Here is a 25,179-nt window from a genome sequence, read left to right as displayed (position 1 = left end):
TTATGAAAGTAAATCGCGTTGAAGTCTTTGATATTCATTGTCCTGAACGTCCTGCATGGACGCCGGTATTTGTTCGCATTCATACCGATGAAGGGATTAGCGGTGTAGGTGAAGCCGGCCTTGCCTATGACCTAGGTCACAGCGCTGCCGCTGCGATGATCAAAGAAATGGCCGATGCCTTTTTAATTGGCCATGACCCGTTTCAAACTGAAAAACTATGGTCACGTATGTTGCGTGAAAGCTTTTGGGGTTTAGGCGGTGGGCCGGTAGTTTATGCAGCAATGAGTGCAATTGATACGGCGCTTTGGGATATAAAAGGTAAAGCATTGGGTTTACCTGTGTATCAGTTGCTTGGTGGTAAAGTTAACGACAAACTACGTACTTATGCATCGCAGTTACAGTTTGACTGGGACAGTGAGTTTAAAGCGCTGGTACAGCCACAAGAATATGCCGAAGCGGCACTAAAAGCAGTAGCGGAAGGTTACGATGCGGTAAAGGTTGACCCAATTCAATACGATAAAGACGGCAACACCTATTACGACCGCACAAATATTATTTCTCGCCCAGAAATGAAACTATACCGCGCTCGTATGCAGGCTATTCGTGAAGCCGTGGGTGACGAAGTCGATATTATTTTTGAATGCCACAGTTTACCGGGTGCGACATCAGCAATTCAAATTGGTGAGATTGCAGAAGAATTCGACTGTATGTATTTTGAAGAGCCAGTGAATTATTTGAACCATTCGTTACATGCCAAAGTGGCTGATAAAGTGGCTGTACCTATTGCAGGCGGCGAGCGCTTATATAACCGTTGGGGTGTGCGTCCATATTTAGAAGATCAAAGCATTGATGTACTACAGCCAGATATTGGTTTATGTGGTGGCTTTACTGAAACTAAAAAGGTATGTGATTACGCTGATATTTTTGACGTGCGTATTCAGGCACACGTATGTGGTGGGCCGGTTGCAACCGCGGCAGCATTACACTTAGAAACGGCGATCCCTAACTTTTTAATTCATGAACATCATACTTATGCGATTAAAAAGTGGAACAGAGAGCTGTGCTTACAAGATCCACAACCTAAAAATGGCTTTTTTGAAGTATCAGAAGAACCAGGCCTTGGGATTGAACTTAACGATGAAATTGTAATGCGCTCACAACGCGTAGAAATAAAATAAATAACCTGAACTCTGGTTGAGATGGATTTATTATCCAGAGTTCAGGTTAAATAGCTCTATTTCTGAATAGCCGGTAAGTGATAACTCACTTACCGGCTTTTTTATCGCTGTGGATTTATTTTACAAAGCACCTGTTTTAGTTCAATGGTTGCTTTGCTATCAAGGTGGCGAACAGAACAGCGCTCTCCCTTAATCATCAGTTCAAACTGATCCGGCATATTAAGCTGCTTGCCCATAATCGGATTTCCCTGAGAGTTTTTGTGATTAAGTTGCTCAAGCGTAACTGTGCTTGAGGTTACAAAAACGTCATCGGCTAATTGAACCTGCGAGCTATGTAGCAGTTGCGTAATAGCCTCGGCTACTTTAGCGCTATTTGGCTCAACTAGTAACGCATGCTGTAACTTAGGAGTGGGTTCAGAGCTTTGCGCTAAGCAACCCGTTAGCCCTAATGTCGCTGCAGCCATGCTTATTGCTAATAATATGTTCATTGCTTATCTCATGTTATCACTAAGAATAGTATTTTGTTCTAGCATGGTTTGAATTCGCATATCTTTTACTTCTGGCATATCGGTGGCGATAGTGGGCGCAAAACCAAGAACACTATTTATTGAGCTTGGGGCAGGGCAACTGCCGTTTTCTCTATAGCTCAGCGCTGTACTTAATAAGCTTTCACTAGCATCACCTAAGCGCTTAGAAAAGTCATCGGCAACAGCACACCCAGCAATGCGAACCGGTTGTCGTGCGTCATCAATGGTATTTTGCGGTGTAAAGCCATCTGAATATTCACCAAAACCTTTGTTATTTTCGCCAGTAAATTGAATAGTAAAATAAGTGGTGTCGCAGTTGTCGGTAGGGTAAAAGCCATACGGTTTACCGCAGGTGCCTGCGCCTATCTGAATAATTTCAACATCGGCTCCGCGCAGCCCGTTAATGATAGCCTCACTAGCCGAGCAGGTACTGCTGGTGGTGAGTAAAAATACCCTTTCTAAGTTCAAGGTGGGTAACGGCGTGCCTACTACAATTGCAGAATTGTTTTCAAAGCCAACAAAACGATTTGTAAAAGGCATCGGTGTCAGTGTTTGGCCTGTTACAGGGTTGGTATTGGGGTATTTATCGTTAAAAATAGTGCGTTCAAATATTTTGCCCTGCGTGTTACTGCCCCCTACCATGTAGCCTACTTGGCTAGCCATTTGTAATAATCCCCCTCCGTTATAGCGCACATCAATGACTAAATCTTTAATGCTACTGGCAGCGAGTTGGTTAAAGGCGTTGTAAAGCTGTGTCTCGGCTATGGCGTTGTGGCTATTAAATTGAAAATAACCCACATCACCATCGGCTAAATCGGTACGAACATTCATTACTGGTTGTGATTCGATATTTTGAGACGTGAGCGTAACAGTGCGATTTTCATTGGAACTGATATCCCTAAATACAAATTCGGTAACTTTACCCGTTTGCTCGGGGAATAAACCTGCATTAATGATCCCCACCTCGCTTGATGAGGTGGTGTTAATAAAATCAACACCATCAACTTCTAAAAGCTCAAAACCACGAATAATATTTTGATTACTAGCTGGGGTATTTGGCTCGGTGTAGCTAACAACAGCTTGGCGCGGCGCACTACCTGCAATTATTTTTATGTTAAAGCCATAACCAAAGCTCAGGCCAGATTGGCTTTGTCTTTGCCACTCATCGGTCGGCAAACTAAAGTGAAAATTATCTTTTTGCGCACCCGATTCAGTCAGTTGCTCAGTTTTTAAAGTATTAAAGTAATCAATAACGCCTGATGTTAATGCCGGATTGGTATCAATAATTTCGTCATACCATAGGTAGGTTTCGTTACTCCAAGAGCGCAGCCAGTTTTTTTCGTTAATAGCTTGGCATTGACCTTTAAATTGTCCTGAGCTAGCAAATACACCTGAAGTCCAACCGCTATTATCCGTTGTTGGGTTAATCGCATTGTCGCTACCTGCACCGCCACAACCTGTTAATAAAGCGGCTAGCGAAAAAGGGAGTAATGTGTATTTAAGAGAAGGTGAATTAAAAATGGCCATACGCATGCTCGTTTTTTAAACTGTTGAGCTAAATATAGCGGTTTTTATTTAGAGTTGATAGAGGCGCGCTGCATTTTTGTAACTCAGGTGCTGCCAGATAATAGTATCGTTACATAGAGTGCGGTAATGTTGCCATAACTCATTGTAGTTAATGTTAATTTGGCACACTGGGAAGTTGCTAGCAAACATCACTCTTTGCATACCAAAATGCTTTAATATATGTTTAAAACATTGGCTTTGCTGCTCGCTATTAAGCATGAGTAACTCAAAACCTGAAAACTTAATCGCAACATTAGGCTGCTTTGCAAGTAGTTCAATTGCAGCTGCCCAGTTAGCAAGGTTGTGTGCAAGCCCAGTGTGATTAATGATTATTTGTAAGTCACTAATTTGGATGGCATAAGAAATGAGCCGCTCGGTGATGTTGAGGTTTTCTACTTTAAATTGGGCTTCAAAATGCAGCTTTAATTGGCTCAAGTGTCGCAGGTTATCGAGGCAATGTGGGCTCAATAAGCGCTCGGCATCATGACCTTCAGTGATATCTCTAATGCCTACAAGAGAGCAATGTTCTAGCTGCTGAAGTGCTAGTTTAAATGCGTTATTTGGCTGGTTAATTGTTGCAAAGCTAATCGCTTTATAAGGTATGGTTTTAATATGGTTGGCTAACCAGTTTAACTCTTTAACGGGCCGGTTATTATCAAAGCCTGCTTCTATGTGCACTAAACCAGCGAGTTCAAAGTCTGTACTTTTGATCAGTTCAGCAACGCTAATCGGTTGCTTTATTTTATCTAGGTTAGACCAAGCTGGTGGGTTAGCACCTTGCAGCCAAGTATATTTCCCCTCCTGAAAATTAAAAAAATGCAGATGTGGGTCAATAATTTTAGTAGTCATTGTGCTATGTAACCGCCATAAATGGGTTGTAACCCACCAGTAATGAAGCTGGCTTCATCACTGGCCAAAAAGTTTACCAATGTAACTACTTCATCGGCTTGACCTAAGCGGTTAAGTGGTTGCAGAAAGTTACGATGCAGTAAAAGTCGATCAAATTCAATAAAGAGTGTAACACCTATTACGACCACAATAATATTATTTATCGTGCCCAATGAGATATACCGCGCTCGTATTTAAGCGGTAGATGATGAGCTGTCAATACCAGAGCGATGTTGGCAATTCAAATTGGTGAAATTCCAGAAGTACTTGATAAGTGTATTGCTTGTTACCCTATGGAGGAGCAGTTTATGGTATTTAGTTTTCAATTTAAGTTATTGATAAGTTTGGCTACAACCTTCAGTGGTTCGCTGCAAATAATAGCTAGGTAATCGACCAATTAATGGTTGTAGTTTTGCTCATCGCCACACCAAGTTCTTAATTTTTGAGATCCGTTGATTCACAGTTCTGCCCCTTTAAAATTGTAAAACACTTCCCTGCAAAACGAACTTTACCTCGTTTACGCTCAATCAAAACATCAGCAGATAATATATTATTGAAAGAGTCCATAAATTGTTTTCGCGCACGGTGGATCTGAATATTGACATGGCTCTCATTAATACCGAGATCGCGTGCTAATTTCTTAACTTGTACCCAGCCCTGTACATCAGGCTCAAATTTATTTCTGATATCAGCCAATTTATTACGAGCCAGCAATAAAGTAAGGTAGTGGTGAGAGCGAACATCTAGGTCAACTAATGTATTATGTTGCCTTATTTTTAATTCGGTTTGCTCTTCATCTAAGCTTAAATTGAACATAAATTTAAGGTCATTGATAGATGCAGGACTTAAATTCAGCGTGTTTTCTTGTGATGTCATTTCTGCTTGAAAAAACTGCCACTGCTGTTCTGCAATTGTTATTCTTTGGCCATCCTTTAAGAGTGCTAATTGGTGAGTTTCTGTATTTTCATAGCACCAAGAGAGTCTCTCTGGGTCGTAATAAATAACAGCTTTGGGGTGTTGGCTATCGGGTAAAAAATGATAAGGTTCGAGCAACATACAATGTGTATTTGTTCCATTGACCGGTAGTAAAAGATCTCTTGGTGGATCGATAGAAGTTAACTGGTAATCTAAGTTATTTATTTCTGAAAAGCTGATGCGATCATTTAGGGCTAATACGGAATTGGTTTGCTTATCAAGTCGCTTACCGTTTAGCCAAATCCCATTTTTGCTTAAATCACGAATGTACCAGTGTGGTTTTACCCACTCTATTACAGCATGAATACGTGTCACTTCTGGGTAGTTTAATAAGGTGTCAACAGAGTGGGCTAGCCGACCAAAACGATGAAAGTCGCGCAGATAAAAGATCATATTTGAGTTTAACTTAGTCAGTATAGCCATACAGCTCTCTTTTGGTCTTTTAGTAAATAATATTACTCTATCATATTGTATATATTGACTTTGCATTTAATTAACATTAAATACTAGACTAATTATTTACATATGATGGATCGAGCAGTTTGTGTTAGAGGATTATTACAAACAAATACAAGTTTTGGCGCAAGGAGGAATGAGTACGATATACCTTGCAACAGATCTAGAGTTGAATAGACAAGTAGCCCTCAAAGTTATGAAATTAGCTGGAGATAATACTGAGCGAGCCATCAGCGAAGCAAAGTTAATTGCAAGCTTTAATCACCCAAATATAGTGCAGCTTTATAAGATAATTCATCGGGATGAACAAATTTTATTAGAAATGGAGTATGTTAAAGGAACGACCTTAGCCCATTTAATGAAAGAACAGAGTCTTACTCTTACTAAAAAATTAGAAATACTTATTCATATCAGTGATGGCTTAGCTGCAATTCATGATAAAGGCATACTACATCTTGATTTGAAACCTGCCAATGTATTAGTTAGTGATGAAGACATAGTTAAAATAACAGATTTTGGTATCTCAAAAATTAAAGGAGCTGAAGCGACAAATATAGGCACTGATTATGGCAGCTTAAAGGCAATGTCGCCTGAGCAATTGAATAATCAAACTATGGATTTTCGTAGTGATTTGTTTTCACTAGGGCTAATAGCTTATCAATTATTAACAGGCTACCATGCCTATTCAAGACAAGCCTCGAGTAATATAGGGCAAGATTTAGCAAAACAAATAATGTCATTTCCTTGTAGCGCAAGTTATGAATCGATCAAAGAGTTATCTGCTGATTTAGTGCCTTTACTTAAACAATTATTAGCATTCAAAGTTGATAAACGGCCTGAAAACGCTCGTGCCGTAGCATCTCAATTTAGGCGGATTTTAGACTCACTTAGTTTTGAAAGCCCGACTGTAGATGTTAAAAGCTATCAAAATAGTAACAACGTAAGTAAACGTTTTTTCAATAGAAGACTATTTCTTACTGTGGTTCTTTGTTTGTTATTGAGCGCGGGGAGCTGGCTTTGGTATTCATCGAAACCGATAGAGAGGATAGCTTTGATGCCAGTAGAATTTACAGTGAGTAGCCAAGTTACGGATACACAAAAGCGCTTACTCAGTCTTGGCGTCAAAGATGCAATAACCGAATATGTACTTGCGGATCGCGAGTTTGCTTTAATTTCGAGCAAGGAAGTTACACAAACACAATCAATACTTGGTAATGATGCGGGCCTAAATAATTTAGCTGCTGCGCTAAGAGCTACTAAGTTACTGATTCCTGTATTAGATTGTAGTCTTTTATCTTGTGACTTTACACTAAACGAATTAGATAAAAACGCTACAATAGTAGGCACAACACGAAGTGCAACAGACAAGGAAAGCTATCTAAATATTTATAACTCAACACTATCTTCGATACAAAACTTACTTAGTCCAAGCATCCTGTCAAATAGGGAACTGTCATTGTCAGATGAGTTTATCAGGCAATATGTATCCTTAGTTACCCTAGCTGCGAATGATTTAGGTAGTACTCAAAAGCAACGTGCCATGGCTGAAGCCTTGTTATCGCAACAGCCAGATTTTAAGCCTTTATATCCTTTATACCGAAAAATAATTTTACGACTTTATAAGTCTTCCAAAAATGTAGCGCTCATAACAAAGTTACAATTTCAACTTGAACGAGCGCCAACTTCATACAGTGACAGTCCTTCTTATTTAATTGACCTACTTGAAATATATCAACAAACGGGGGAGCACATTGAAGCCGAAAAAATTATTAGCAGAATTCAAAACTCATCATTAGAGGAATACCAAAGAGAAATTATTTTGGCTATTTATTTTAAGCGTATAGGTCGCCTTGAAGAATCTTTAAAGCATGCGAAAATGGCATATAAAATAAGGCCAACTTTATTAGCTACAAGAAACCTGGCAATAGCGTATCTTACATCGGGGAAACGTGTTGACGCATTAAAATATTTAAAGGAGGTATTAAGTTATAACCCTAACGATATTGTAACGCTAAAAACAGTCGCTGATGTATATTTGCTATCGGGAGACTTGAAGGCTGCAGAGAATAACTACCAAAAGCTGATAGATTCGGGACGGCAAAGCGCTTCTATTTATAGTAATTATTCGATTGCTCTTTCTCTACAAGGTGAGTTTACCAATGCATTAAACTTTGCTCAAAAAGCGATGATGTTAGATACCAAAAAAACTACCTTACAACTTAACTATGCCGATTTACTTCATTTTAAGGGCCGCTTTACAGAGGCCGAAAGTTTATACTCTAAAGTTAATGAGCAGCTTGATTCTTCGTCGCAGAACGTTGCAGAACAACTTGAAAAAGCGCAAGTGTTGATTCATTTAGATAGAAATCAACAAGCGATGAACCAGATTGAACAGCTGTTAGCTACTAATTCTAATTTGGCAGAGGCATACTTTATTAAAGCAATGCTACAAAGCTTGTTGAATGAAAAATACTCGGCGCTAGCATCAATAGAGCAAAGTATAAATCTGGGGTGGAGCCCAGTTTTTTACCGTTTACAATGGTTTAAGGGGCTATGCTCTGAAAATAAGCTGATGAGCTTAATAGGTAAAGAGCATTATAACTTTTTATGTCCAGTAGAAAATAGCGCAGAGTAAGCTCTGTGCTACTAGTCTGGCTCCATATCTTCAATTATAACGCGTGGATCTTGCGAAAAATAACGCATAAGAGAGTTAACATCAGTGCTCTTTTTTGCAATTAATCGAAAATTAATTTCATAATTTGCACGTTGATCCAACTGCCCTGATACTACTTTTTTTGGATTCTCAGCCAATTGTTTGTTCAACTCCTGAGATAAGGCTTGATGCGGTAAAATATTAGAAATTGTAATAATTAATGACTTTCCTTCGTTGGCAACAAGGCTATTTAGTTGGTAACTAAAGTTGTCTTTAGCATCTGAAAAATAGCTGCCATTTTCGGAAAAAGTCCACTCCGATTCGTTTGCTAACTCATAATATAAGTTCAGGCTTCCACCTGAAGAGAGTTCTTTATAGTTGATTTTAATATCGTCAGCGCTAGAGCCTGATTTAGAAATAAACTCCCAAGAGTCATTTTCGTTTGGGATAACGCGAAAGCTAAGATCGTTCATGATAAAAGTCCTGTTTTAAATTTAAAATTTCTTATTTACTCCATGAGCACTTTAACTATATATGCAATTAAGTATTCCACCAAAGAATAATAATTATTATTTTTGTTCAGAAAAAATAAAAAAGTTTAACAGGCGTGAGAAGCATTATATGACAAGGGTTCTATGACGTATTTAATATACAGCCCAACGCTATCATGCATATTACTGAATCCTTAAGTTTGTGATTCATTCCCTTTCAATCACCTATTACTTGCAGACTAATTGGGAAACTCTCAGTGCAATGAGCCTCTGGAAGCTGCATATATTGCACCTTTGGAGTGGACTGCTGCGTTCGATAACTGCAACTATATAGGACAAAAGATAAAGCAAGATAGATAAATTACAGTTGCATGATTGATGCTAGCTAACAAGGTTTTGTTTATGCATAGTTATAACTATCTGCATAAACTTTTCTTTTAGAGCAACTCGTTATCAACACCTTGCTTAGTGATATAGCAATTTTTTTATCATGAAAACAAGCCTAATATATAAGCAGTTTGCTATTAATTTTTAACTAACTTAATAGATATTTCGGCTGTTTTTATTACTGAGTTGTTGCCAAATAATATACGTATCCACTGTGGAAGTAGCACTCATTGTGCTGTGTAGCCGCCATCAATACGTTGCAAGCTACCAGTAATAAAGCTAGCATCAGGACTTACTAAAAAGCTTACCAGTGCAGCAACTTCATCGGCTTGGCCTAAACGGTTGAGCGGTTGTAAGGCGGCTTCTTCTGCAACAATATCGGCTTTATTAGCACCACTTCTTTTACAGTATGCATCAATCGCATTATGAAATAACGGCGTTTCTATGGTGCCAGGGCACACTGCATTAGCGCGAATATTATCGCTTGCGTAATCTAAGGCGGTGGTTTTAGCCATCGAAGCCAATGCATGTTTAGTTAAGTTATAAGCAAAAGAGTTTTGTTTGCCAATAATGGCTTGGTCTGAGGCAACTAATACAATAGCACCGTTTTGTTGTGCTTTCATAGCTGGTAATACGCTTTGTATAGCCGCGTACGCACCTTTAACATTCAGTGCCATTAACGCATCGAATGTCGCTTCATCGGTTTGCTCAATTGTGGCACTTAGATGCTTACCAGCGTTTGAAACAAGTACATCAATACGTTGTGTTTTTTCAATAATAGCCTGTATACACTGGCGTACGGCGGTTACATTACTAACATCACATTGATGAAAAACACCACTCTCACTGGACTCAATATCTAAGTTATGAACCTGATAGCCGTTAGCTAATAATCGCTGTACCACAGCAAAGCCAATGCCTTTAGAGCCACCGGTTACTATTGCAACTTTTGACATACTTGCTCCTTTAATTAGCAATTAATGTGCGTGACCGCAACCACCTTCAGCATGAACGTGGCCATGAGAGATTTCTTCGCTTGTTGCTTCACGAACTGATACAACCTCAACATCAAAGGTCAGTGTTTTACCAGCAAATGGGTGGTTTAAATCACAATCAGCATTAAAGCGGCCTACTTTTACGATAGTCACTTGATGGCGACCTTGATTTGATTGCACCATTGCAGTCATACCTGGCTTCCACACTTTTACATCGCCTTGTAAATGCTTAAGCGGAATGCGCTGAATTAAATCATCAACACGCTCGCCGTATGATTCACTTGGAGATAACGTAACGCTAAATTTATCACCAGCAGTTTTACCTTCAAGTGCGGTTTCTAAACCAGGTAGCATGCCTTCGCTGCCATGAATGTAACTTAATGGCGCGTCGTTAAGACTACTTTCTATTTGTTCACCGGCTTCACTCAAGGTGTAATGAAATTCAACGGCCGAATTTTTACTGATTTGCATGCATGTCTCTTTAAGATTTCAATAAATTAAAAAGCAATTTTACGCGAAATACTGCGCTTTAGAAACTTAACGGGGATGATTTAATGTATTTTGTAAGTCGAGTAACAGATCTTTTTTAGCCGGTGTGGCTTTAGGTGTCGCAGCTTGGGGTATAAATAAAACTAACTGAGTCCCAGGCTTTAATACGCTAGATGCTGATAACTTATTCCAACGTGCTAAATCGCTATGAGCAACGCCATACAACTGACTTATATTCCACAGGTTATCACCGGGCTTAACGTGGTAATCTACCTCGATGGTTGGAATGACGGGCTCTTTTTGTTCCAAGTAAGGGCTTATTTTATAGTTAATAGTGAGCGATTCAGGTAACGTTTGAGGCTCTCCTAAAATAAGTTTTTCGCCAACGCCAATAAAGTTATCTTGTTTATTATTGAGCTGTTTTAGTGCCTTTAAGGGCAAGCCAAAATGCCTAGCAATACCGTATAGCGTGTCATTTTTTTTGACTATGTATTCGCCTGCAAAATTGGCTTTAAAAAAACGGTTTTTTAGCAAAGCTTGTTGCTCAATAGGAAGTAACAAAGTATGCGGGCCGTGGGGGAGCTTTGATTTTTTAAATAACCTCGATTAAGGGCATGTAGTTGCTTTACACCCATGCCAGAGAGCTTGGCCATAATTGAAAAGTCGAACTGTTTTGCCACATTTAACGAGGTAGTAAGTGCTTTATAAGGAAGCTTTGGGCGTTTAAACTTTGCTTTAGGGTGCTTTACTAAATAGCTTAGTGCTAATAGTTTTGGTACATAGTCAGCGGTTTCTTTTGGCAGGGTTAGTGCCCAAAAATCAGTTGATTTACCTCTTTTTTATTGCGTTTTATAGCGCGCTTAACTCGGCCTTCACCGGTGTTATAGGCCGCTAGAGCATGCAGCCAATTACCATCAAAACGTTTATGTAAATAGCTCAAGTAATCAAGTGCCGCATCGGTTGAGGCCAATACATCTTGGCGTCCGTCGTACCATTGATCTGATTTAACTCCAAAATGATGCGCGGTTGCTGCAACCAGTTGCCACACACCCACAGCATGTTCACTTGAGCGGGCGGTAGGCCTAAAGCCACTTTCCACAAATGGCAGTAATGCCAGTTCCATGGGGAGCTGCTTTTGCTCTACTTTTTTTACAATATGATATAAAAAAGGCTCTGCACGGCGAGACACTATTTTTAAATAATTCGGTTGTTTTAAATACCAGTTAATGCGTTTTTTTAACGCCTGATTTTGCTCAACTGGTAAATGTAAGTTATCAGCAATATGTGCCCATAAGTCATTGGGTTGAGTCGCTTTAAGGGCTTTGGGTATTGTTTTTTTATTAATAACTTTGTTGGTGTTTGTAGAGGTCGGCGTGTTTGATTGTGCGGCTTTTTGCTCTACAGGTGCAGAAACTGTAGGCGCAATGATCTCTGGCTGTGTGGTTTTACAGCTACATAGCAATACAAGGGCAAAGCATAAGATCAAGTGACGCATTCTGTTCCTTTCTTAAAAAAATATTTCCATATTTTAACACAATCCATTGTGTTCAGTTATTGACTGTTTTTAGCGCGAAGTAATCCCGATTGCAAAAATAAGTGAGTTGATTTTATATCAAGTGAGTCTTGTTGATAAGGTTTTAGTGCTTCACTTGGGAAGTTTTTTTGTAATTGCTCAATATTAGCTTCAGGGTTGCTTTTAACATGCTCTGTAATTGCTTCTAAAAACGTGAGTGACTGTTTTAGTTTAACTTTATCGACTAAATTTCCATGGCCAGGAATAAAAAGTGACAGCGTATTATTATTTATATAACTTTTTAATAAACTTTGCCATTGCTTAAGCTCGCCATGCCCAGGGTAGGGTAGCCAGTCAATGATATCTCCACCAATTAAGGTTTTACCCTTGTCGGCAAGTAATGTTAAATCGCCATTAGTATGTGCCTGATGGGGATTTATAGAGAGTGTATATCCACCTAAATCTAACGTTTTAGGTTCACTAATACTTATTTTTGGTGATGTTAGTTGATAATTCTGCCAGCGAAATAAGCGTGTTTTAGCACGAGTGAGCTTTTCTCGCCATTGAGCTTGCTCAGCATCGGGTAAGGTGGCTAATCGCTGATAGCTCAGCTCAATACTTTTTTCAAACCCCTCTAGCTTGTCTGTTAATGCTTGCTGATAACGCGAAAAATCGTTAGCGACTTGCTGGTGAGTAATCAGTTTTGCGTCTGGGAAGTCATGCTGCATAACCGCCATCCCCAGCAAGTGATCGTCATGAAAATGGGTTGCAACCAAGTAACATAAAGGCGTCTTTAGCTGTTGTTTTAGTTCGGTAACCAGTTGTTCTACCGCTGCAAAGTTACCACTGGCATCGACCAGTAAGGCACACTCACTGCCCTGAATTAACACTTGGTTAGAGTCGTAAAAACGTAATCTATCTGGCTGCTTGATAAATTGAATATTAGCCGATAACGATTGCCACTCAACTGCTGCATTGCTTTTTGCATGCATAAATAGGCAGATTAAAGGCAGTAAGCACTTACCTATTTTTTGAGCTTTAGTTAAAAGTGGTTGCATCTTTTTCTCTAGCTATATTTTGACGGTAAAAACAATAAAAGCGCAAAATGCGCTTTTATTTAGTGTGCTCAGAGTTTGAGCTTAAGTATTGACTTAATTTATCAATTAATTGATCTTGATGCTCAAGTTCAACTGATTTTTGAGTTTTTGCTTCAAGCAATTCGTGGCTTAAGTTCAAAGCAGCCATAAGTAATGCTTTTTGATCGTTTCTGACTGTTGAACGTTGTTTCATTTGTTCAACTAAATCATTCAGATTTTTGGCGGCCGCTTTTAGTGCCTCTTCTTGCCCTGCCGGACAAGCAAATTGCTGCTCTTTACCAAGCAATTCAACAGTGACTCGCTGGTTTTGCAGCTCAGACATTAGCTTGCCTGTTGTGCGCTTTGTAATTTATCTAATAATGATGACAAGGTGGTGCTTGCATCTTTTTGTTTTTCTTCATTTTCAAGAGCTTCTAACTGTAATAACTCATTTTCATCAAGCAGTTTACTGTTTTGTTCTTTAAGCTCTGTAATATCAGTTTGCAACTGATTATTACGGGTAATTAGTTGGTCGATCAGTTGTTCGAGTTGTTGAAGAGTATTGTTGTTCATAAATGCGCTCATATAACTGTAATTAATGTCATGCAAATGTAAAGCAAAGTGTGTTTATTTGCCAGCATTTACGCTGGTTTTAGGTGATTTTTATTCTATGTTAAGGGATAATTCATGCTATTGGCTTTTTCATTCATAAATGGTTCACGTAAACACCCGCTTTTGCTGTGACGATTGCCAAGGCAGTGTGCTTTATGGTTCACTAATTTTATTAAACAGCGTATGGCGAAAATAAATAATGCTTAGTTACAGACACTCCTTTCATGCGGGTAACCCTGCCGATGTACTTAAACATTTAGTGTTAGCGCAAGTGCTGGGCTATCAAACAATAAAAGATAAGCCGCTTGACTATATCGATACGCATTCGGGCGCTGGTTTTTTTGAGCTGGCAGCTCCAGACTCACAAAAAACCCAAGAGTACCAAGATGGCATAGAAAAACTTTGGCAACATAGCAGCCAACACAGTGCCTTAAATGACTACATTGAGTTAATAAAATCCTTTAATGAGAGTTCGTCTCTGGCGTTTTACCCAGGCTCACCAAAAATCGCCGAACACTTTTTACGCCGCCAAGATAAAGGCTGGTTTTTTGAGTTGCATCCGCGAGATTTGGTATTACTTGAAGAAAACATGCAAGGTAAGCGCTCTATTCGGGTACGCGGCGAAAATGGGTTTGCGGGCTTAATTGGCTTGTTACCGCCAGCTTCGCGCAGAGCCTGTGTGTTAATAGACCCACCTTATGAAATCAAAGACGATTACAATACGGTGGTACAAACTATTGTTAAAGCCCATCAACGCTTTGCGACAGGTACATATATGATCTGGTATCCGGTTGTGGACAGAGAACGTATTGATAATATGGAGCAGGGTTTAATTGATGCGGGAATTAAAAATATTCAATTATTTGAATTAGGTACCGAAGCAGATACCGAAGTACATGGTATGACCGCCTCTGGAATGATAGTGATAAATCCACCCTGGAAATTAAAACAAACTATGGATGATGTGTTACCTGAACTAGTAAGCTTGTTGAGTAAGCCAAGTGGTTTTTACCGAAGTGAGCAGTTAGTCGCCGAATAAAAATAAATAAGCCCAGTTTAACTGGGCTTTTTTATTTGCTGAGATGCGGGGTATTGTTACGCTTGATTAAAAGTAAACAGCGTTAAAGGTAGCAAGTTGGTTGCCTGCCTCATTTTGTAATACTAATTTTTCACCGTTAATTTGCCATTGCGTTGCTGCCTGAAGCACAGCCGCCATCGCGGTTTCTTGTTCTATATTGTCATGACACATTTTTTGTGTGGTAGCTAACTGTGTAAAAGTCACTGTTTGCTTCGATACTTCATAACTGCCATTAAAGTTATTACATCCTAAAAAGCCGTGTACAGTGTTATCACTATTAAACTGAATAAATGGCTCTTTGGTATTCACTACAACAGGGTTGCCGTCGATTGAAACTGCTTTGAAGTAGGTATTTACTAAATCAACGTCTGGCTTTCGTGTTACTTTAGAAACAATAATCTCTATAGGTTCTGACGAGCTAGTATCGGCAAAAGGCGAGTTACTCGTTGTGCTGGTGTATAGCAAGTTCTCTTGATTATTAATGGTTGCACGCACGCTATAGCGGTGAGTTGGGTCAATCTTTTCACGGTTATACTCAAGCTCTACTTTATAGGGCGGTGCGCCTTCTAAATCAATCACCTGCTTAGAGATAATAGTTGCTGCCACATCCATTTTTGACACATCAACCAAAGTAACGGTTAGCTGTGAATTAGGCGCTAGTAGGCTGCGATCTAAGTAACTAACTTGCACCGGTAAGGTGGTTGTTTTTTGCACCATATCATTATTTTGCTGCGCTGTGTCATCGTTACATGCGCTAAGCATAAGTGTGCCACTTGCAAAAAAACACAGGCCTGCAATCGACTTTAACATTGAGTCTGGCTTAGATGAGAACATAAGAGTTCCTTGATGAGGTATGGTATATGGTCGCTAGCATACGGTTGAATTACTTAATCATTGCTTAACTAGCAAATACAGCAAATAAAGAAAGTCGAGATGTAAAAAAGGCGCTACGCGCCTTAGTTTGTTACTTATTTTTTTACGTATTTAGTTAAAATAACAATACGCTGTCCATCAACACGCCCTTCAATGTGTTCAGGGTTGCTAGTTAAGCCAATATTGCGCACTGCAGTACCACGTTTTGCTGTTAAGCTACTACCTTTCACATCTAGATCTTTTATTAACGTAACGGTGTCGCCAGCTTGAAGTACCACACCATTGCTATCAATGTGTTTAATATCATCATCTTCAGCAAGCGCTTGTTGCGCCCATGTCAAGGTCTCTTCTTCAAGATAAATCATATCAAGCGCGTCTTGTGCCCAGCCGTTATCAGCTGCTAACTGAGTCAGCATGCGATAAGCAACAACTTGTACAGCAGGTGTTTGACTCCACATACTGTCATTTAAGCAATGCCAATGGGTTGGGGTTAAATCGCTATTGCCTTCAATTTGATCTTTACATGTTTGACAGGTGTAGATGCACTTATCTGAATGAGCTTCGGTAACAGGAGGAACTTCGTAAACAGTTAGGTTGTCTGTTGCTGCGCAGAGTTCACATTGGTTACTGCTACGCTCTATTAAGGCTTGTTCAATGCTCATATAAGGGACTCTTTCTTGTGAGTTTATAAAAAATTTTATGATCGCATTATACCTTATAACCATAACCTTTGGGTATGCTTAGAGCAGTTGTAAACTCAAAAACCTTATAAAAAATATGGATACTAATAATTCTGCTCTAGGGTTATAAATTTAGTCTTATTTGTTTGTTTTTAATCTAATTAAAATTGCAGCAAGACTTTAAAGTTTCACTATACTGTTTTAATAGTAAAAAATAATGATGACATCACTGTTAATTAGGAAGGTTAATGCCAAATATTTCAGACGTAAAAAATTCAGCTATTTTGGTCACTCAATATATTGCTCGGCAACCAATTTTTGACGGTGATAAAAGTATTTTTGCTTATGAGTTGCTCTATCGAGATTCAGTTAATAATGCTTTTCCTGTAGGAACAACTGACGGGCAAGCCACTGGGCGACTTTTTTTAATGCGCTAATGCTGGTTGGCATAGAAAAGCTAACGCTCAATCAAACTGCGTTTATTAATTTATCGAGCGAGGGGCTTTTAGAGGATTTGCCTAAATTATTACAGCCTGAGAATACTGTAATTGAAATTGTTGAGCGCACTGAAAACATCGAACTCGTTGTTGAACGAGTAACCGAGTTAAAAAAAGAAGGGTATGTATTTGCGTTAGATGATTATGACTCACACGAAAAATGGCAACCATTACTCAGTTTGGTTGATTATATTAAGCTTGAAGTTGAAGAACCCGTAATAAAAACGAGCATGTTGCTGAAAAAACTCAAACGCAGTTTTCCCAATATAAAAATAGTGGTAGAGCGAATTGAAACCTATGACGAATTTAGGCAGCTTAAAGAGGCTGGATGCGATTATTTTCAAGGATTCTTTTTCGCACATCCAGAAATGCTAAGTTACAACAGTATCGAACCTCTAAAAATGGCTGTTTTAGACTTACTGCGTTGCACATCCCGCACAGACTTAGACTTTAATGAAATTAATCAACGCATTTCTAAAGATGTTGGTTTGACTGCACGCGTTCTAAAATTAGTAAATGCTCGCTCAGCTAATAAGAATTTAGTGATAACGTCTATTCCTCAAGCGGTTGTGTATTTAGGGGAAGATTCTATTAGAAAGTTTGTACGGGTTTTAGCGTTGAGCGAACTTGGCTCAGACAAGCCCAGTGAACTTACTCGTTTAGGCTTATGTCGAGCGCAGTTCATGCAAGTAATTTTAGAGCCTGGCGGAAAAGTCATTGCAGAACAAGGTTATTTAGTTGGCTTAATGTCGGTGCTTGATGCGATTTTAGATATGGAGCTGGAAGCCATTGCTAAAGAGTTTAGTTTAGGGGCTGAGTTATCTGGTGCACTATTAAGTTTTGAGGGCATGATGGGTAATTCATTACATTTAATAAAAGCGGTAGAAGAAGATAATTGGCAATTGGCTAAAAAGTTGTTAGAAACTATTCGACCGGCATCAAATATAGAGCTGGTTTATACAGCCATGTTGGATGCGCGCCAATATGCGGATGAACTATTAGCCACCATTATTGATCAAGACTAACGCAAAACGTTTGGGTATGATTGGCATATATTGATTTTACTTAGTATTACACTATGCGTTTACTTTTACCTATTACCACTATTTTAATTGCCTTAGCTTTATTAATTCCCGGGGTGACTCAGCCGGTGCTGAGTATGGAAGGTAAAATTGATAAGTCTAAACTTGCTGAGGCGGGCATTGAAATGTTGGCAGATGAAGGAAATCAAAACACCCGTAATATGCTAATGATGATCTCGAGTATGTTGGGGTTAGATAAACTTGAAGGCGAGGTCAGCGCTTATCAAAAAACGCGCAGTATTTGGGGCACCGTTAACGAACTGGCCGATAACAAAAACTACTTAGTGGCGATACTAGTGGCGTTTTTTTCAATGGTGATCCCAACAATTAAGCTGCTGCTTCAATTGTTGTATTGTGTATTGAAGGAGACTTCGTTTAAGCACAAGCTTGGTAAGGTGATTATCGGTTTAAGTAAATGGAGTATGGTGGATGTGTTTGTTATTGCATTAATAGTGGCTTATATGGCAGGTAATGCAAACACTAACTCAGAAGATTTACTTACTATGCATGCTGAGTTTGGTACTGGTTTTTGGTATTTTACCGGCTATTGTTTATTCGCCATTGCGGCTAGTAGCTTTATAAAGCCAGTGGTAAAAACCAGTTAATTATTGAGTTTTAAACGCAGTTACCATAAACTTTGAACGTCTATTTATTTTTAGGTTAATTCATTGCAACGTCTTTACTGTATTTTACTCACGCTAACTTTGTTACTCACTTTTGTGGGTCAAGCCGTTGCGTCTGTATCTATGGTATGTGATATGCCGCATACGAACATGGCAACCCATGCATCTATGCAGCATAGTGAGATGGCAATGAGCGACGACGCTGATACAACAACTATGTCTATGGATTGCTGTAGTGAGCAAAGCACGTTAATCCAAGATTGCAGTTGCCCAATGAGTGCTTGTAGTTCGCATTCAGCCTTGCATGTAAACTCACTATTTATAGCCTCCAAACTACCCTCTGAAAAAGTGCAACATGCTGTAGTACAGCATCAAGCTAACTTTGCACGTTCTCTTTATCGACCTCCTATGCCTGCATAATCGCAGGGTAGGTGTATTTAAAATCTAGTTAGTTAGCTTTTTGTCATCTATCTGCTTATAAATTTAATCGTTTTCATTCGTTATTTTTAAATTTAAGTGGAGCAAGTGATGAATCACTTCGCAGTATTAAAAGCCGTGTGTATAAGTAGCTTGTTGAGTATTAGTGTCTCTGTACACAGTGCTGAACTAGGTTTAAATGAGGCAATTAACTATGCCTTAAACCATGAGCCTTGGCTTAAAGCTAGCAAGCAAAAACAATCATCAATTGAAGCAAAAAGTATTGCCGCAGGAACCTTACCTGATCCAGTGCTTACATTAGGGTTAATGAACCTTCCAACTAATGGTTTTGCTTTTGATCAAGAAAATATGACCCAATTTAAAGTGGGAATTAGCCAATCACTGAGTCGAGGCGATAGTCTAGTACTACAACAAAAGGCGCTTTCTCAGTCAGCTGCAGCAGAGCCTTGGCTACGCAAAGATAGACTCGCGCAAGTCAAAACCATAGTTACTGAGTCATGGCTTAATGCTTATAGAGCGCAGCGAAGTATTGCACTGATTGAGCAAGATAAAGCTTTGTTTACTCAGCTCATTGATATTACAGAATCAAGTTATGTAAGCTCGGTGGGCAAAACACGCCAACAAGATATTATTCGAGCGCAATTAGAGTTAACCCGCCTTGAAGATAAATTAATGCAATTGGAGCAGCAGCTACAAGGTGCTAAAAAGCGGCTAACACAATGGTTGCCTATCGCTATGCTTAGCCAGCCTGTCAGTAATGACTTTTCAGAGCTTACAGCATTAAAAAACTACACTGAATTAGAGTATCAACAACTAATGGCCATGCTATTAAAGCACCCTGCGATTATGGCAATGGATAATGCAATAGTGGCAAAGCAAACTCAAATAAGTGTGGCTGAGCAAGGCTATAAACCTCAAATTGGCGTTAACATGGGGTACGGTTACCGCGATGATATGCCAATGGGTGGCTCGCGAGCAGACCTTTTCTCTGTGGGTATAAGTATTGATTTACCCCTGTTTACCGATAATCGACAAGACCAACTGGTAAATGCTGCCATTGCTGATAGCGAAGAGGCTAAAACACAAAAATTAATTGCCCTTAAAAAGCTACAAGGAATGTATTTTAAGGAAGTTAGCCAGTTAGCAAGGCTTCATCAGCGCGCCGAGCTTTATCAAACCAAGCTGCTACCGCAAATGGCTGAACAAGCTCAAGCGACCCTGAATGCCTATACCCGCGATGATGGTAACTTCTCAGATGTAATGCAAGCGCGTATTAGTGAATTAAATGCCAAGATAGACGCACTAAACATTCATGTTGATCAAAAGATTATTATTGCAAGGTTAAATTATTACGCCAGTGCTGATGATCCCAGCTTAAAAAAACACCACAGCAGGAGCCGAGCTATGAATACTAATTTAAAATTATCACTGGTAGCTATATGCAGTGCGGCATTAACTGCGGGGGTTTTATTAAGCTTACCTAGTGAGCACTCTATGCCAACTGACAGTAAAGCCAGTAGCAAAAAAGAGCCGCTTTATTGGGTGGCGCCTATGGATAGTAATTATCGCCGTGACGAACCTGGTTTATCTCCCATGGGCATGGATTTAGTGCCTGTTTACGAAGAGTCAGACAGTGGGGCCAATGAAGGGCCAGGCAGTATTAAAATTTCACCCACAGTGATTAATAATTTAGGTGTGCGCACCGCGCCTGTTGCGTTTGCTGCACTTAAAAATGAAGTTAACACCGTAGGTTATGTGCAATACAACCAAGACCAGCTAATTCATATTCATCCTCGAGTAGAGGGGTGGGTCGAAACCTTATACGTTAAAGCCGCGGGCGATCAGGTTAAACAAGATGAGCCACTTTATACCTTATATTCACCACAGCTAGTGAATGCACAAGAAGAATTTGTGTTAGCGTTAAAGCGCAATAATCCGGTGCTAATTCGTGCCGCTAAAGCCCGTTTAAAATCACTCAATGTGTCTGATGGCTTTATTTCACGCCTGCAAAAAGGCCAGCAAGTACTGCAAAACATAACGTTTTATGCTCGCCAAGGTGGTGTTGTTGATGAGCTTAATATTCGTGAAGGATTTTATGTTAAACCTGATACCTCAATGATGAGTATTGCTCAGCTTGATGAAGTATGGGTTGAGGCAGAGGTATTTGAGCGCCAAGCAGAACTTATTCGTGTTGGTTTGCCTGTAACCATGACACTCGATTATTTAAGTGGCCAACGTTGGCAAGGGCAAGTGGATTATATTTACCCTACCTTAGATGCTAAAAATCGTACTTTAAGAGTACGTTTGCGCTTTGATAATCAAGGCCATCAGTTAAAGCCTAATATGTTTGCTCAAGTCAGTATTCATAGTCAAGTAGCTGAAAAACAGTTAATTGTACCTAAAGAGGCGGTTATTCGCACTGGTAGCCAAAACCGTGTTGTAGTTGCGCTTGGGGAAGGTCGTTTTAAATCGGTTGAGGTAACTTTAGGGCGAAGTGATGCGGCTAATACCGAAATTTTATCTGGTGTTATGGCAGACGATGAAGTGGTTACTTCAGCACAGTTTTTAATTGATTCAGAGTCGAGTAAAAATTCTGACTTTAAGCGTATGCAAGCAGTCTCGCATAACAGTATGCAAATGAGTAATGCCAACCCAAGCACGGCAACTGTGAATGGAGTGATTAATAGTATTGATACTAACAATCGAGTTGTGAATATCAGTCGTGAGGCAATTGAAAAGTGGGGCCGAGGACCTGCAACAATGGACTTTATGCTAGCAAAAAATGTAATGATTGAGATGCTCAAGCCTAATGATGAAGTTACTTTTACCTTTAGCATTGAGCAAGGTGAATTTGTGATTCACACAATAATGCCTGTGCATACTACGCACAGTCAGCATCATTAGGAGTGGTTATGATTACTGCAATTATTCGCTGGTCTGTTGTTAACCGTTTTTTTGTTTTGTTACTGACCGCAATACTGATTGGTGGCGGCTTGTATTCTGTAAAAAATACGCCTGTAGATGCCTTACCCGATTTATCAGATGTACAGGTTATCGTTAAAACCTCTTATCCAGGGCAAGCACCGCAAGTGGTACAGGATCAGGTTACATTCCCGATTACCACGGCAATGTTATCGGTACCTGGGGCGCAAACAGTACGTGGCTTTTCGTTTTTTGGCGACTCTTACGTATACGTTATTTTTGACGAAGACACCGATTTATACTGGGCACGAAGTCGTGTTCAGGAATATCTAAGTCAAGTATCGGCACGTTTGCCTAGTACGGCAATTGCAGAGCTTGGCCCAGATGCAACCGGCGTTGGCTGGGTGTATTTATATGCACTCACTGATACCACCGGTAAGCATGACCTAAGCCAATTACGTAGTTTACAAGATTGGTTTTTAAAATTTGAACTACAAACTGTACCTGGTGTATCCGAAGTGGCATCGGTAGGCGGCATGGTTAAACAATACCAAGTAAATGTTCAGCCCGATAAGCTTCGTGCTTATGGTATTCCGCTAAGCCTTATTCAAACTGCCATTAAGCAAGGCAATCAAGAGATGGGTGCATCGGTAGTTGAGATGGCAGAAGCTGAATACATGGTAACCAGTACTGGCTACGTAAAAAGTGTTGCTGATTTAGAAGCCATTCCTTTAGGTATAAACGCTAACGGTACTGCACTACAGTTACGTGATGTTGCTAATGTGCGTTTAGGTCCGCAAATGCGCCGCGGTGTTGCCGAGCTTAACGGCGAAGGCGAGGTGGCAGGTGGCGTAGTGGTTATGCGCTTTGGTGAAAACGCGCAAAAAACCATAGAGCTCGTTAAAGCTAAATTAGAGTCACTTAAAAAAGGGCTACCAGAGGGGGTTGAAATTGTACCTGTGTACGATCGCTCTAATTTAATAAAAGACGCAGTTGATAACCTCACTTCTAAATTGATGGAAGAGCTTATTGTAGTGGCTTTAGTGTGTGTGGTGTTTTTATTTCATATACGCTCATCGCTGGTGGCTATTATTACCTTACCGTTAGGCATACTCACCGCTTTTATTATTATGTACTGGCAGGGTATTAACGCCAATATCATGTCATTAGGCGGGATTGCTATAGCGATTGGTGCAATGACCGATGGTGCGATTGTGATGATTGAAAATATGCACAAGCACATGGAGAAAAAGCCACTAACAGATGAAAACCGTTGGCAAGTGGTGATTGATTCTGCCAGTGAAGTTGGGCCTGCGTTATTTTTTAGCTTATTAATCATTACAGTGAGTTTTATGCCGGTATTTATTTTAGAAGCTCAGGAAGGACGAATGTTTGCGCCATTAGCGTATACAAAAACCTATGCAATGGCAGCTTCTGCTGGATTAGCAATTACCTTAGTACCCGTACTAATGGGTTATTTCATTCGTGGTAAGGTGATATCTGAAAATGAAAACCCAGTTAACCGTTTACTGGTAAATAGTTATAAGCCGCTGTTAAATCTAGTATTAAAATTTCCGAAAAGTACCTTGCTGATTGCGCTAGTTATCACTTTAATGGGCTTTTATCCGATAAATAAAATAGGCAGTGAATTTATTCCACCTCTTGATGAGGGGGATCTAATGTATATGCCGACTACTTATCCAGGAATTTCAATAGGTAAGGCGCGCGAGCTATTGCAGCAAACCGATAAATTGATTGCCACTGTGCCCGAGGTGAAAACCGTATTTGGTAAAATTGGACGAGCGGAAACGGCAACCGATCCGGCACCACTGACCATGATTGAAACCTTTATACAGTTTAAGCCCAAAGATCAGTGGCGCGAAGGCATGACCACTGAAAAGCTCAAACAAGAGCTGGATACTTTAGTTAAGTTTCCTGGGTTAACTAACGCTTGGGTAATGCCAATTAAAACGCGGATAGATATGCTGGCTACAGGGATTAAAACCCCTGTGGGTATAAAAGTCGCGGGCCCTAATTTGAATGAAATTCAAAAAATAGGTCAACAAATAGAGGTATTACTTAAAGATCTTCCCGGTACGGCGTCTGTTTACTCAGAGCGTGTAGCGGGTGGGCGTTATATTAAGGTAGATATTAACCGTGAAAAAGCAGCGCGCTACAGTTTAAATATTGCTGATGTGCAACAAGTAGTCGCAACTGCTATTGGTGGCATGAACGTGACTGAAACAGTTGAGGGTCAAGAGCGCTACCCAGTAAATATTCGTTATCCGCAAGCGTACCGTGATTCCCCTGAAGAACTGATGCTTTTACCTATTGTTACTCCAACGGGTCAACGTATCGCACTTGCTGATGTGGCGGATGTATTTATTAGTGATGGCCCTCCTGGGATAAAAAGTGAAAATGCCCGTTTAAATGGTTGGAGCTTTATTGATATTAAAGATACAGATATTGGTAGCTACGTAGCAAACGCTCAGCAGTTACTAAACGAGCAGCTAATTTTACCTGCTGGATACTCTATAACTTGGGCAGGGCAATACGAATATATGGAGCGTGCCAAAGCCAAACTGAGTTATGTATTGCCGCTTACCTTAGCCATTATTGTGGTACTGCTTTACCTTAACTTTAGAAGTTTCACTGAAGTATTTATTATTATGGCAACTTTACCACTGGCGATGATAGGAGGTATCTGGCTAATGTACTTAGAAGGCTTTAACTTCTCTGTTGCTGTGGGGGTCGGCTTTATTGCCCTTGCTGGGGTGGCCGTAGAAATAGGCGTTATAATGTTGGTGTATTTAAACCAAGCCTATAAAGCGCAGGTAGAGGCTGCTTCTAAAATTGGTAAAAGCTTGAGTATAGAGCAGCTTAAACAGGCGATACTAGAAGGTGCGGGTCTACGAGTACGTCCGGTAATGATGACAGTGGCAACCATAGTTATTGGCTTATTACCGGTGCTTTATGGTACAGGCACGGGCAGTGAAGTAATGAGCCGTATAGCGGCACCTATGGTCGGCGGTATGTTTAGCGCCATTGTTTTAACATTGCTGGTATTGCCTGCTGTGTATTTATTGTGGCGAAAGCGCAACCTATAATATTTACACTGATTATGTAACTTGTACTGAAAATATCAGTACAAGTTAGGCAATCTTTTCCTTAGGTACTGAT

Annotated in this window: 20 protein-coding genes and 3 pseudogenes; 9 read left to right on the top strand and 14 right to left on the bottom strand. The window is 39.9% G+C overall.

Annotated elements, in window-relative coordinates; all coding sequences use genetic code 11:
- The first annotated feature begins 2 nt into the window (after positions 1–2).
- Positions 3–1,178 (top strand): mandelate racemase/muconate lactonizing enzyme family protein, encoded by a 1,176-nt coding sequence (locus AC0L7Q_RS14135; protein ID WP_054202652.1) that lies wholly within the window; start codon positions 3–5, stop codon positions 1,176–1,178.
- 101 nt (positions 1,179–1,279) lie between these two features.
- On the opposite strand, the gene AC0L7Q_RS14130 is transcribed toward AC0L7Q_RS14135, so the two are convergent.
- The 5 genes from AC0L7Q_RS14130 to AC0L7Q_RS14110 form a co-directional block, all read right to left on the bottom strand.
- Positions 1,280–1,666 carry a hypothetical protein gene (locus AC0L7Q_RS14130; RefSeq protein ID WP_409424033.1) on the bottom strand — a complete coding sequence of 129 codons (387 nt, stop codon included), beginning with the start codon at positions 1,664–1,666 and terminating at the stop codon, positions 1,280–1,282.
- Positions 1,667–1,669: 3 nt separating this feature from the next.
- Positions 1,670–3,232 (bottom strand): S41 family peptidase, encoded by a 1,563-nt coding sequence (locus tag AC0L7Q_RS14125; RefSeq protein WP_409424032.1) that lies wholly within the window; start codon positions 3,230–3,232, stop codon positions 1,670–1,672.
- Positions 3,233–3,280: 48 nt separating this feature from the next.
- Positions 3,281–4,120 (bottom strand): amidohydrolase family protein, encoded by an 840-nt coding sequence (locus AC0L7Q_RS14120; RefSeq protein WP_409424031.1) that lies wholly within the window; start codon positions 4,118–4,120, stop codon positions 3,281–3,283.
- Positions 4,117–4,299 (bottom strand): SDR family oxidoreductase, encoded by a 183-nt coding sequence (locus tag AC0L7Q_RS14115; protein ID WP_409425596.1) that lies wholly within the window; start codon positions 4,297–4,299, stop codon positions 4,117–4,119. Before AC0L7Q_RS14115 ends, AC0L7Q_RS14120 begins: the two co-directional genes overlap by 4 nt.
- Before the next feature lie 295 nt (positions 4,300–4,594).
- Positions 4,595–5,623, bottom strand: a complete 1,029-nt coding sequence (locus tag AC0L7Q_RS14110) for an FHA domain-containing protein (RefSeq protein ID WP_409424030.1) — start codon at positions 5,621–5,623, stop codon at positions 4,595–4,597.
- 55 nt (positions 5,624–5,678) lie between these two features.
- Between AC0L7Q_RS14110 and AC0L7Q_RS14105 the strand changes: the two genes are divergently transcribed.
- Positions 5,679–8,225, top strand: coding sequence for a protein kinase domain-containing protein (locus tag AC0L7Q_RS14105; RefSeq protein ID WP_409424029.1), 2,547 nt, complete (start codon positions 5,679–5,681; stop codon positions 8,223–8,225).
- Positions 8,226–8,236: 11 nt separating this feature from the next.
- Here AC0L7Q_RS14105 and AC0L7Q_RS14100 read toward each other — a convergent pair whose 3' ends face one another.
- The 7 genes and pseudogenes from AC0L7Q_RS14100 to AC0L7Q_RS14070 form a co-directional block, all read right to left on the bottom strand.
- Positions 8,237–8,716, bottom strand: coding sequence for a hypothetical protein (locus tag AC0L7Q_RS14100; protein ID WP_409424028.1), 480 nt, complete (start codon positions 8,714–8,716; stop codon positions 8,237–8,239).
- Between the two features lie 632 nt (positions 8,717–9,348).
- Positions 9,349–10,077, bottom strand: coding sequence for an SDR family NAD(P)-dependent oxidoreductase (locus AC0L7Q_RS14095; protein ID WP_409424027.1), 729 nt, complete (start codon positions 10,075–10,077; stop codon positions 9,349–9,351).
- Positions 10,078–10,098: 21 nt separating this feature from the next.
- Positions 10,099–10,587 carry an FKBP-type peptidyl-prolyl cis-trans isomerase gene (locus AC0L7Q_RS14090; protein ID WP_054202647.1) on the bottom strand — a complete coding sequence of 163 codons (489 nt, stop codon included), beginning with the start codon at positions 10,585–10,587 and terminating at the stop codon, positions 10,099–10,101.
- A 66-nt stretch (positions 10,588–10,653) separates the two neighbouring features.
- A pseudogene (locus tag AC0L7Q_RS14085) lies at positions 10,654–12,100 on the bottom strand (transglycosylase SLT domain-containing protein).
- Positions 12,101–12,156: 56 nt separating this feature from the next.
- Positions 12,157–13,176: an MBL fold metallo-hydrolase gene (locus tag AC0L7Q_RS14080; protein WP_409424025.1), complete on the bottom strand. Its 1,020-nt coding sequence runs from the start codon at positions 13,174–13,176 to the stop codon at positions 12,157–12,159.
- Between the two features lie 55 nt (positions 13,177–13,231).
- A complete protein-coding gene (locus tag AC0L7Q_RS14075) occupies positions 13,232–13,537 on the bottom strand; it encodes a cell division protein ZapA (RefSeq protein WP_010391716.1) in 306 nt (101 codons plus the stop codon).
- Positions 13,537–13,767: a hypothetical protein gene (locus AC0L7Q_RS14070; RefSeq protein ID WP_008113449.1), complete on the bottom strand. Its 231-nt coding sequence runs from the start codon at positions 13,765–13,767 to the stop codon at positions 13,537–13,539. Before AC0L7Q_RS14070 ends, AC0L7Q_RS14075 begins: the two co-directional genes overlap by 1 nt.
- A 238-nt stretch (positions 13,768–14,005) precedes the next feature.
- Here AC0L7Q_RS14070 and AC0L7Q_RS14065 point away from each other — a divergent pair, with 238 nt between their 5' ends.
- Complete coding sequence (locus AC0L7Q_RS14065; RefSeq protein WP_413400868.1) at positions 14,006–14,845, top strand: 23S rRNA (adenine(2030)-N(6))-methyltransferase RlmJ; 840 nt, start codon at positions 14,006–14,008, stop codon at positions 14,843–14,845.
- 66 nt (positions 14,846–14,911) lie between these two features.
- Here the strand turns inward: AC0L7Q_RS14065 and AC0L7Q_RS14060 are convergent, their stop codons facing one another.
- Positions 14,912–15,718 carry an META domain-containing protein gene (locus tag AC0L7Q_RS14060; protein ID WP_409424021.1) on the bottom strand — a complete coding sequence of 269 codons (807 nt, stop codon included), beginning with the start codon at positions 15,716–15,718 and terminating at the stop codon, positions 14,912–14,914.
- Between the two features lie 134 nt (positions 15,719–15,852).
- A complete protein-coding gene (locus tag AC0L7Q_RS14055; protein ID WP_413400867.1) occupies positions 15,853–16,419 on the bottom strand; it encodes a PhnA domain-containing protein in 567 nt (188 codons plus the stop codon).
- A 266-nt stretch (positions 16,420–16,685) separates the two neighbouring features.
- Between AC0L7Q_RS14055 and AC0L7Q_RS14050 the strand changes: the two are divergent.
- The 6 genes and pseudogenes from AC0L7Q_RS14050 (at position 16,686) to AC0L7Q_RS14025 (ending at position 25,106) form a co-directional block, all read left to right on the top strand.
- Positions 16,686–17,959 (top strand): annotated as a pseudogene (locus AC0L7Q_RS14050) (EAL and HDOD domain-containing protein).
- Positions 17,960–18,012: 53 nt separating this feature from the next.
- Entirely contained in the window at positions 18,013–18,621 is a 609-nt protein-coding gene (locus AC0L7Q_RS14045; RefSeq protein ID WP_409424019.1) for a paraquat-inducible protein A, read from the top strand.
- 63 nt (positions 18,622–18,684) lie between these two features.
- Positions 18,685–19,059, top strand: a complete 375-nt coding sequence (locus AC0L7Q_RS14040; RefSeq protein WP_413400865.1) for a hypothetical protein — start codon at positions 18,685–18,687, stop codon at positions 19,057–19,059.
- Between the two features lie 108 nt (positions 19,060–19,167).
- A pseudogene (locus tag AC0L7Q_RS14035) lies at positions 19,168–20,492 on the top strand (TolC family protein).
- A complete protein-coding gene (locus AC0L7Q_RS14030) occupies positions 20,482–21,981 on the top strand; it encodes an efflux RND transporter periplasmic adaptor subunit (RefSeq protein ID WP_413400863.1) in 1,500 nt (499 codons plus the stop codon). Before AC0L7Q_RS14035 ends, AC0L7Q_RS14030 begins: the two are co-directional and overlap by 11 nt.
- Before the next feature lie 8 nt (positions 21,982–21,989).
- Positions 21,990–25,106 (top strand): efflux RND transporter permease subunit, encoded by a 3,117-nt coding sequence (locus AC0L7Q_RS14025; RefSeq protein ID WP_413400862.1) that lies wholly within the window; start codon positions 21,990–21,992, stop codon positions 25,104–25,106.
- Positions 25,107–25,179: the final 73 nt, after the last annotated feature.

This window comes from Pseudoalteromonas sp. KJ63-1 (genome assembly GCF_055808145.1).
Note: the sequence above shows the minus strand (reverse complement) of the source record. Positions and strands in the feature narration are given on the sequence as shown.

Excerpts from the sequence above, each read along its gene's own strand:
- AC0L7Q_RS14135 (WP_054202652.1), top strand. The coding sequence starts at position 3 with ATGAAAGTAAATCGCGTTGAAGTCTTTGATATTCATTGTCCTGAACGT.
- AC0L7Q_RS14130 (WP_409424033.1), bottom strand. The coding sequence starts at position 1,666 with ATGAACATATTATTAGCAATAAGCATGGCTGCAGCGACATTAGGGCTA.
- AC0L7Q_RS14125 (WP_409424032.1), bottom strand. The coding sequence starts at position 3,232 with ATGGCCATTTTTAATTCACCTTCTCTTAAATACACATTACTCCCTTTT.
- AC0L7Q_RS14120 (WP_409424031.1), bottom strand. The coding sequence starts at position 4,120 with ATGACTACTAAAATTATTGACCCACATCTGCATTTTTTTAATTTTCAG.
- AC0L7Q_RS14110 (WP_409424030.1), bottom strand. The coding sequence starts at position 5,623 with ATGCAAAGTCAATATATACAATATGATAGAGTAATATTATTTACTAAA.
- AC0L7Q_RS14100 (WP_409424028.1), bottom strand. The coding sequence starts at position 8,716 with ATGAACGATCTTAGCTTTCGCGTTATCCCAAACGAAAATGACTCTTGG.
- AC0L7Q_RS14095 (WP_409424027.1), bottom strand. The coding sequence starts at position 10,077 with ATGTCAAAAGTTGCAATAGTAACCGGTGGCTCTAAAGGCATTGGCTTT.
- AC0L7Q_RS14090 (WP_054202647.1), bottom strand. The coding sequence starts at position 10,587 with ATGCAAATCAGTAAAAATTCGGCCGTTGAATTTCATTACACCTTGAGT.
- AC0L7Q_RS14080 (WP_409424025.1), bottom strand. The coding sequence starts at position 13,176 with ATGCAACCACTTTTAACTAAAGCTCAAAAAATAGGTAAGTGCTTACTG.
- AC0L7Q_RS14075 (WP_010391716.1), bottom strand. The coding sequence starts at position 13,537 with ATGTCTGAGCTGCAAAACCAGCGAGTCACTGTTGAATTGCTTGGTAAA.
- AC0L7Q_RS14070 (WP_008113449.1), bottom strand. The coding sequence starts at position 13,767 with ATGAACAACAATACTCTTCAACAACTCGAACAACTGATCGACCAACTA.
- AC0L7Q_RS14065 (WP_413400868.1), top strand. The coding sequence starts at position 14,006 with ATGCTTAGTTACAGACACTCCTTTCATGCGGGTAACCCTGCCGATGTA.
- AC0L7Q_RS14060 (WP_409424021.1), bottom strand. The coding sequence starts at position 15,718 with ATGTTCTCATCTAAGCCAGACTCAATGTTAAAGTCGATTGCAGGCCTG.
- AC0L7Q_RS14055 (WP_413400867.1), bottom strand. The coding sequence starts at position 16,419 with ATGAGCATTGAACAAGCCTTAATAGAGCGTAGCAGTAACCAATGTGAA.
- AC0L7Q_RS14045 (WP_409424019.1), top strand. The coding sequence starts at position 18,013 with ATGCGTTTACTTTTACCTATTACCACTATTTTAATTGCCTTAGCTTTA.
- AC0L7Q_RS14030 (WP_413400863.1), top strand. The coding sequence starts at position 20,482 with ATGAATACTAATTTAAAATTATCACTGGTAGCTATATGCAGTGCGGCA.
- AC0L7Q_RS14025 (WP_413400862.1), top strand. The coding sequence starts at position 21,990 with ATGATTACTGCAATTATTCGCTGGTCTGTTGTTAACCGTTTTTTTGTT.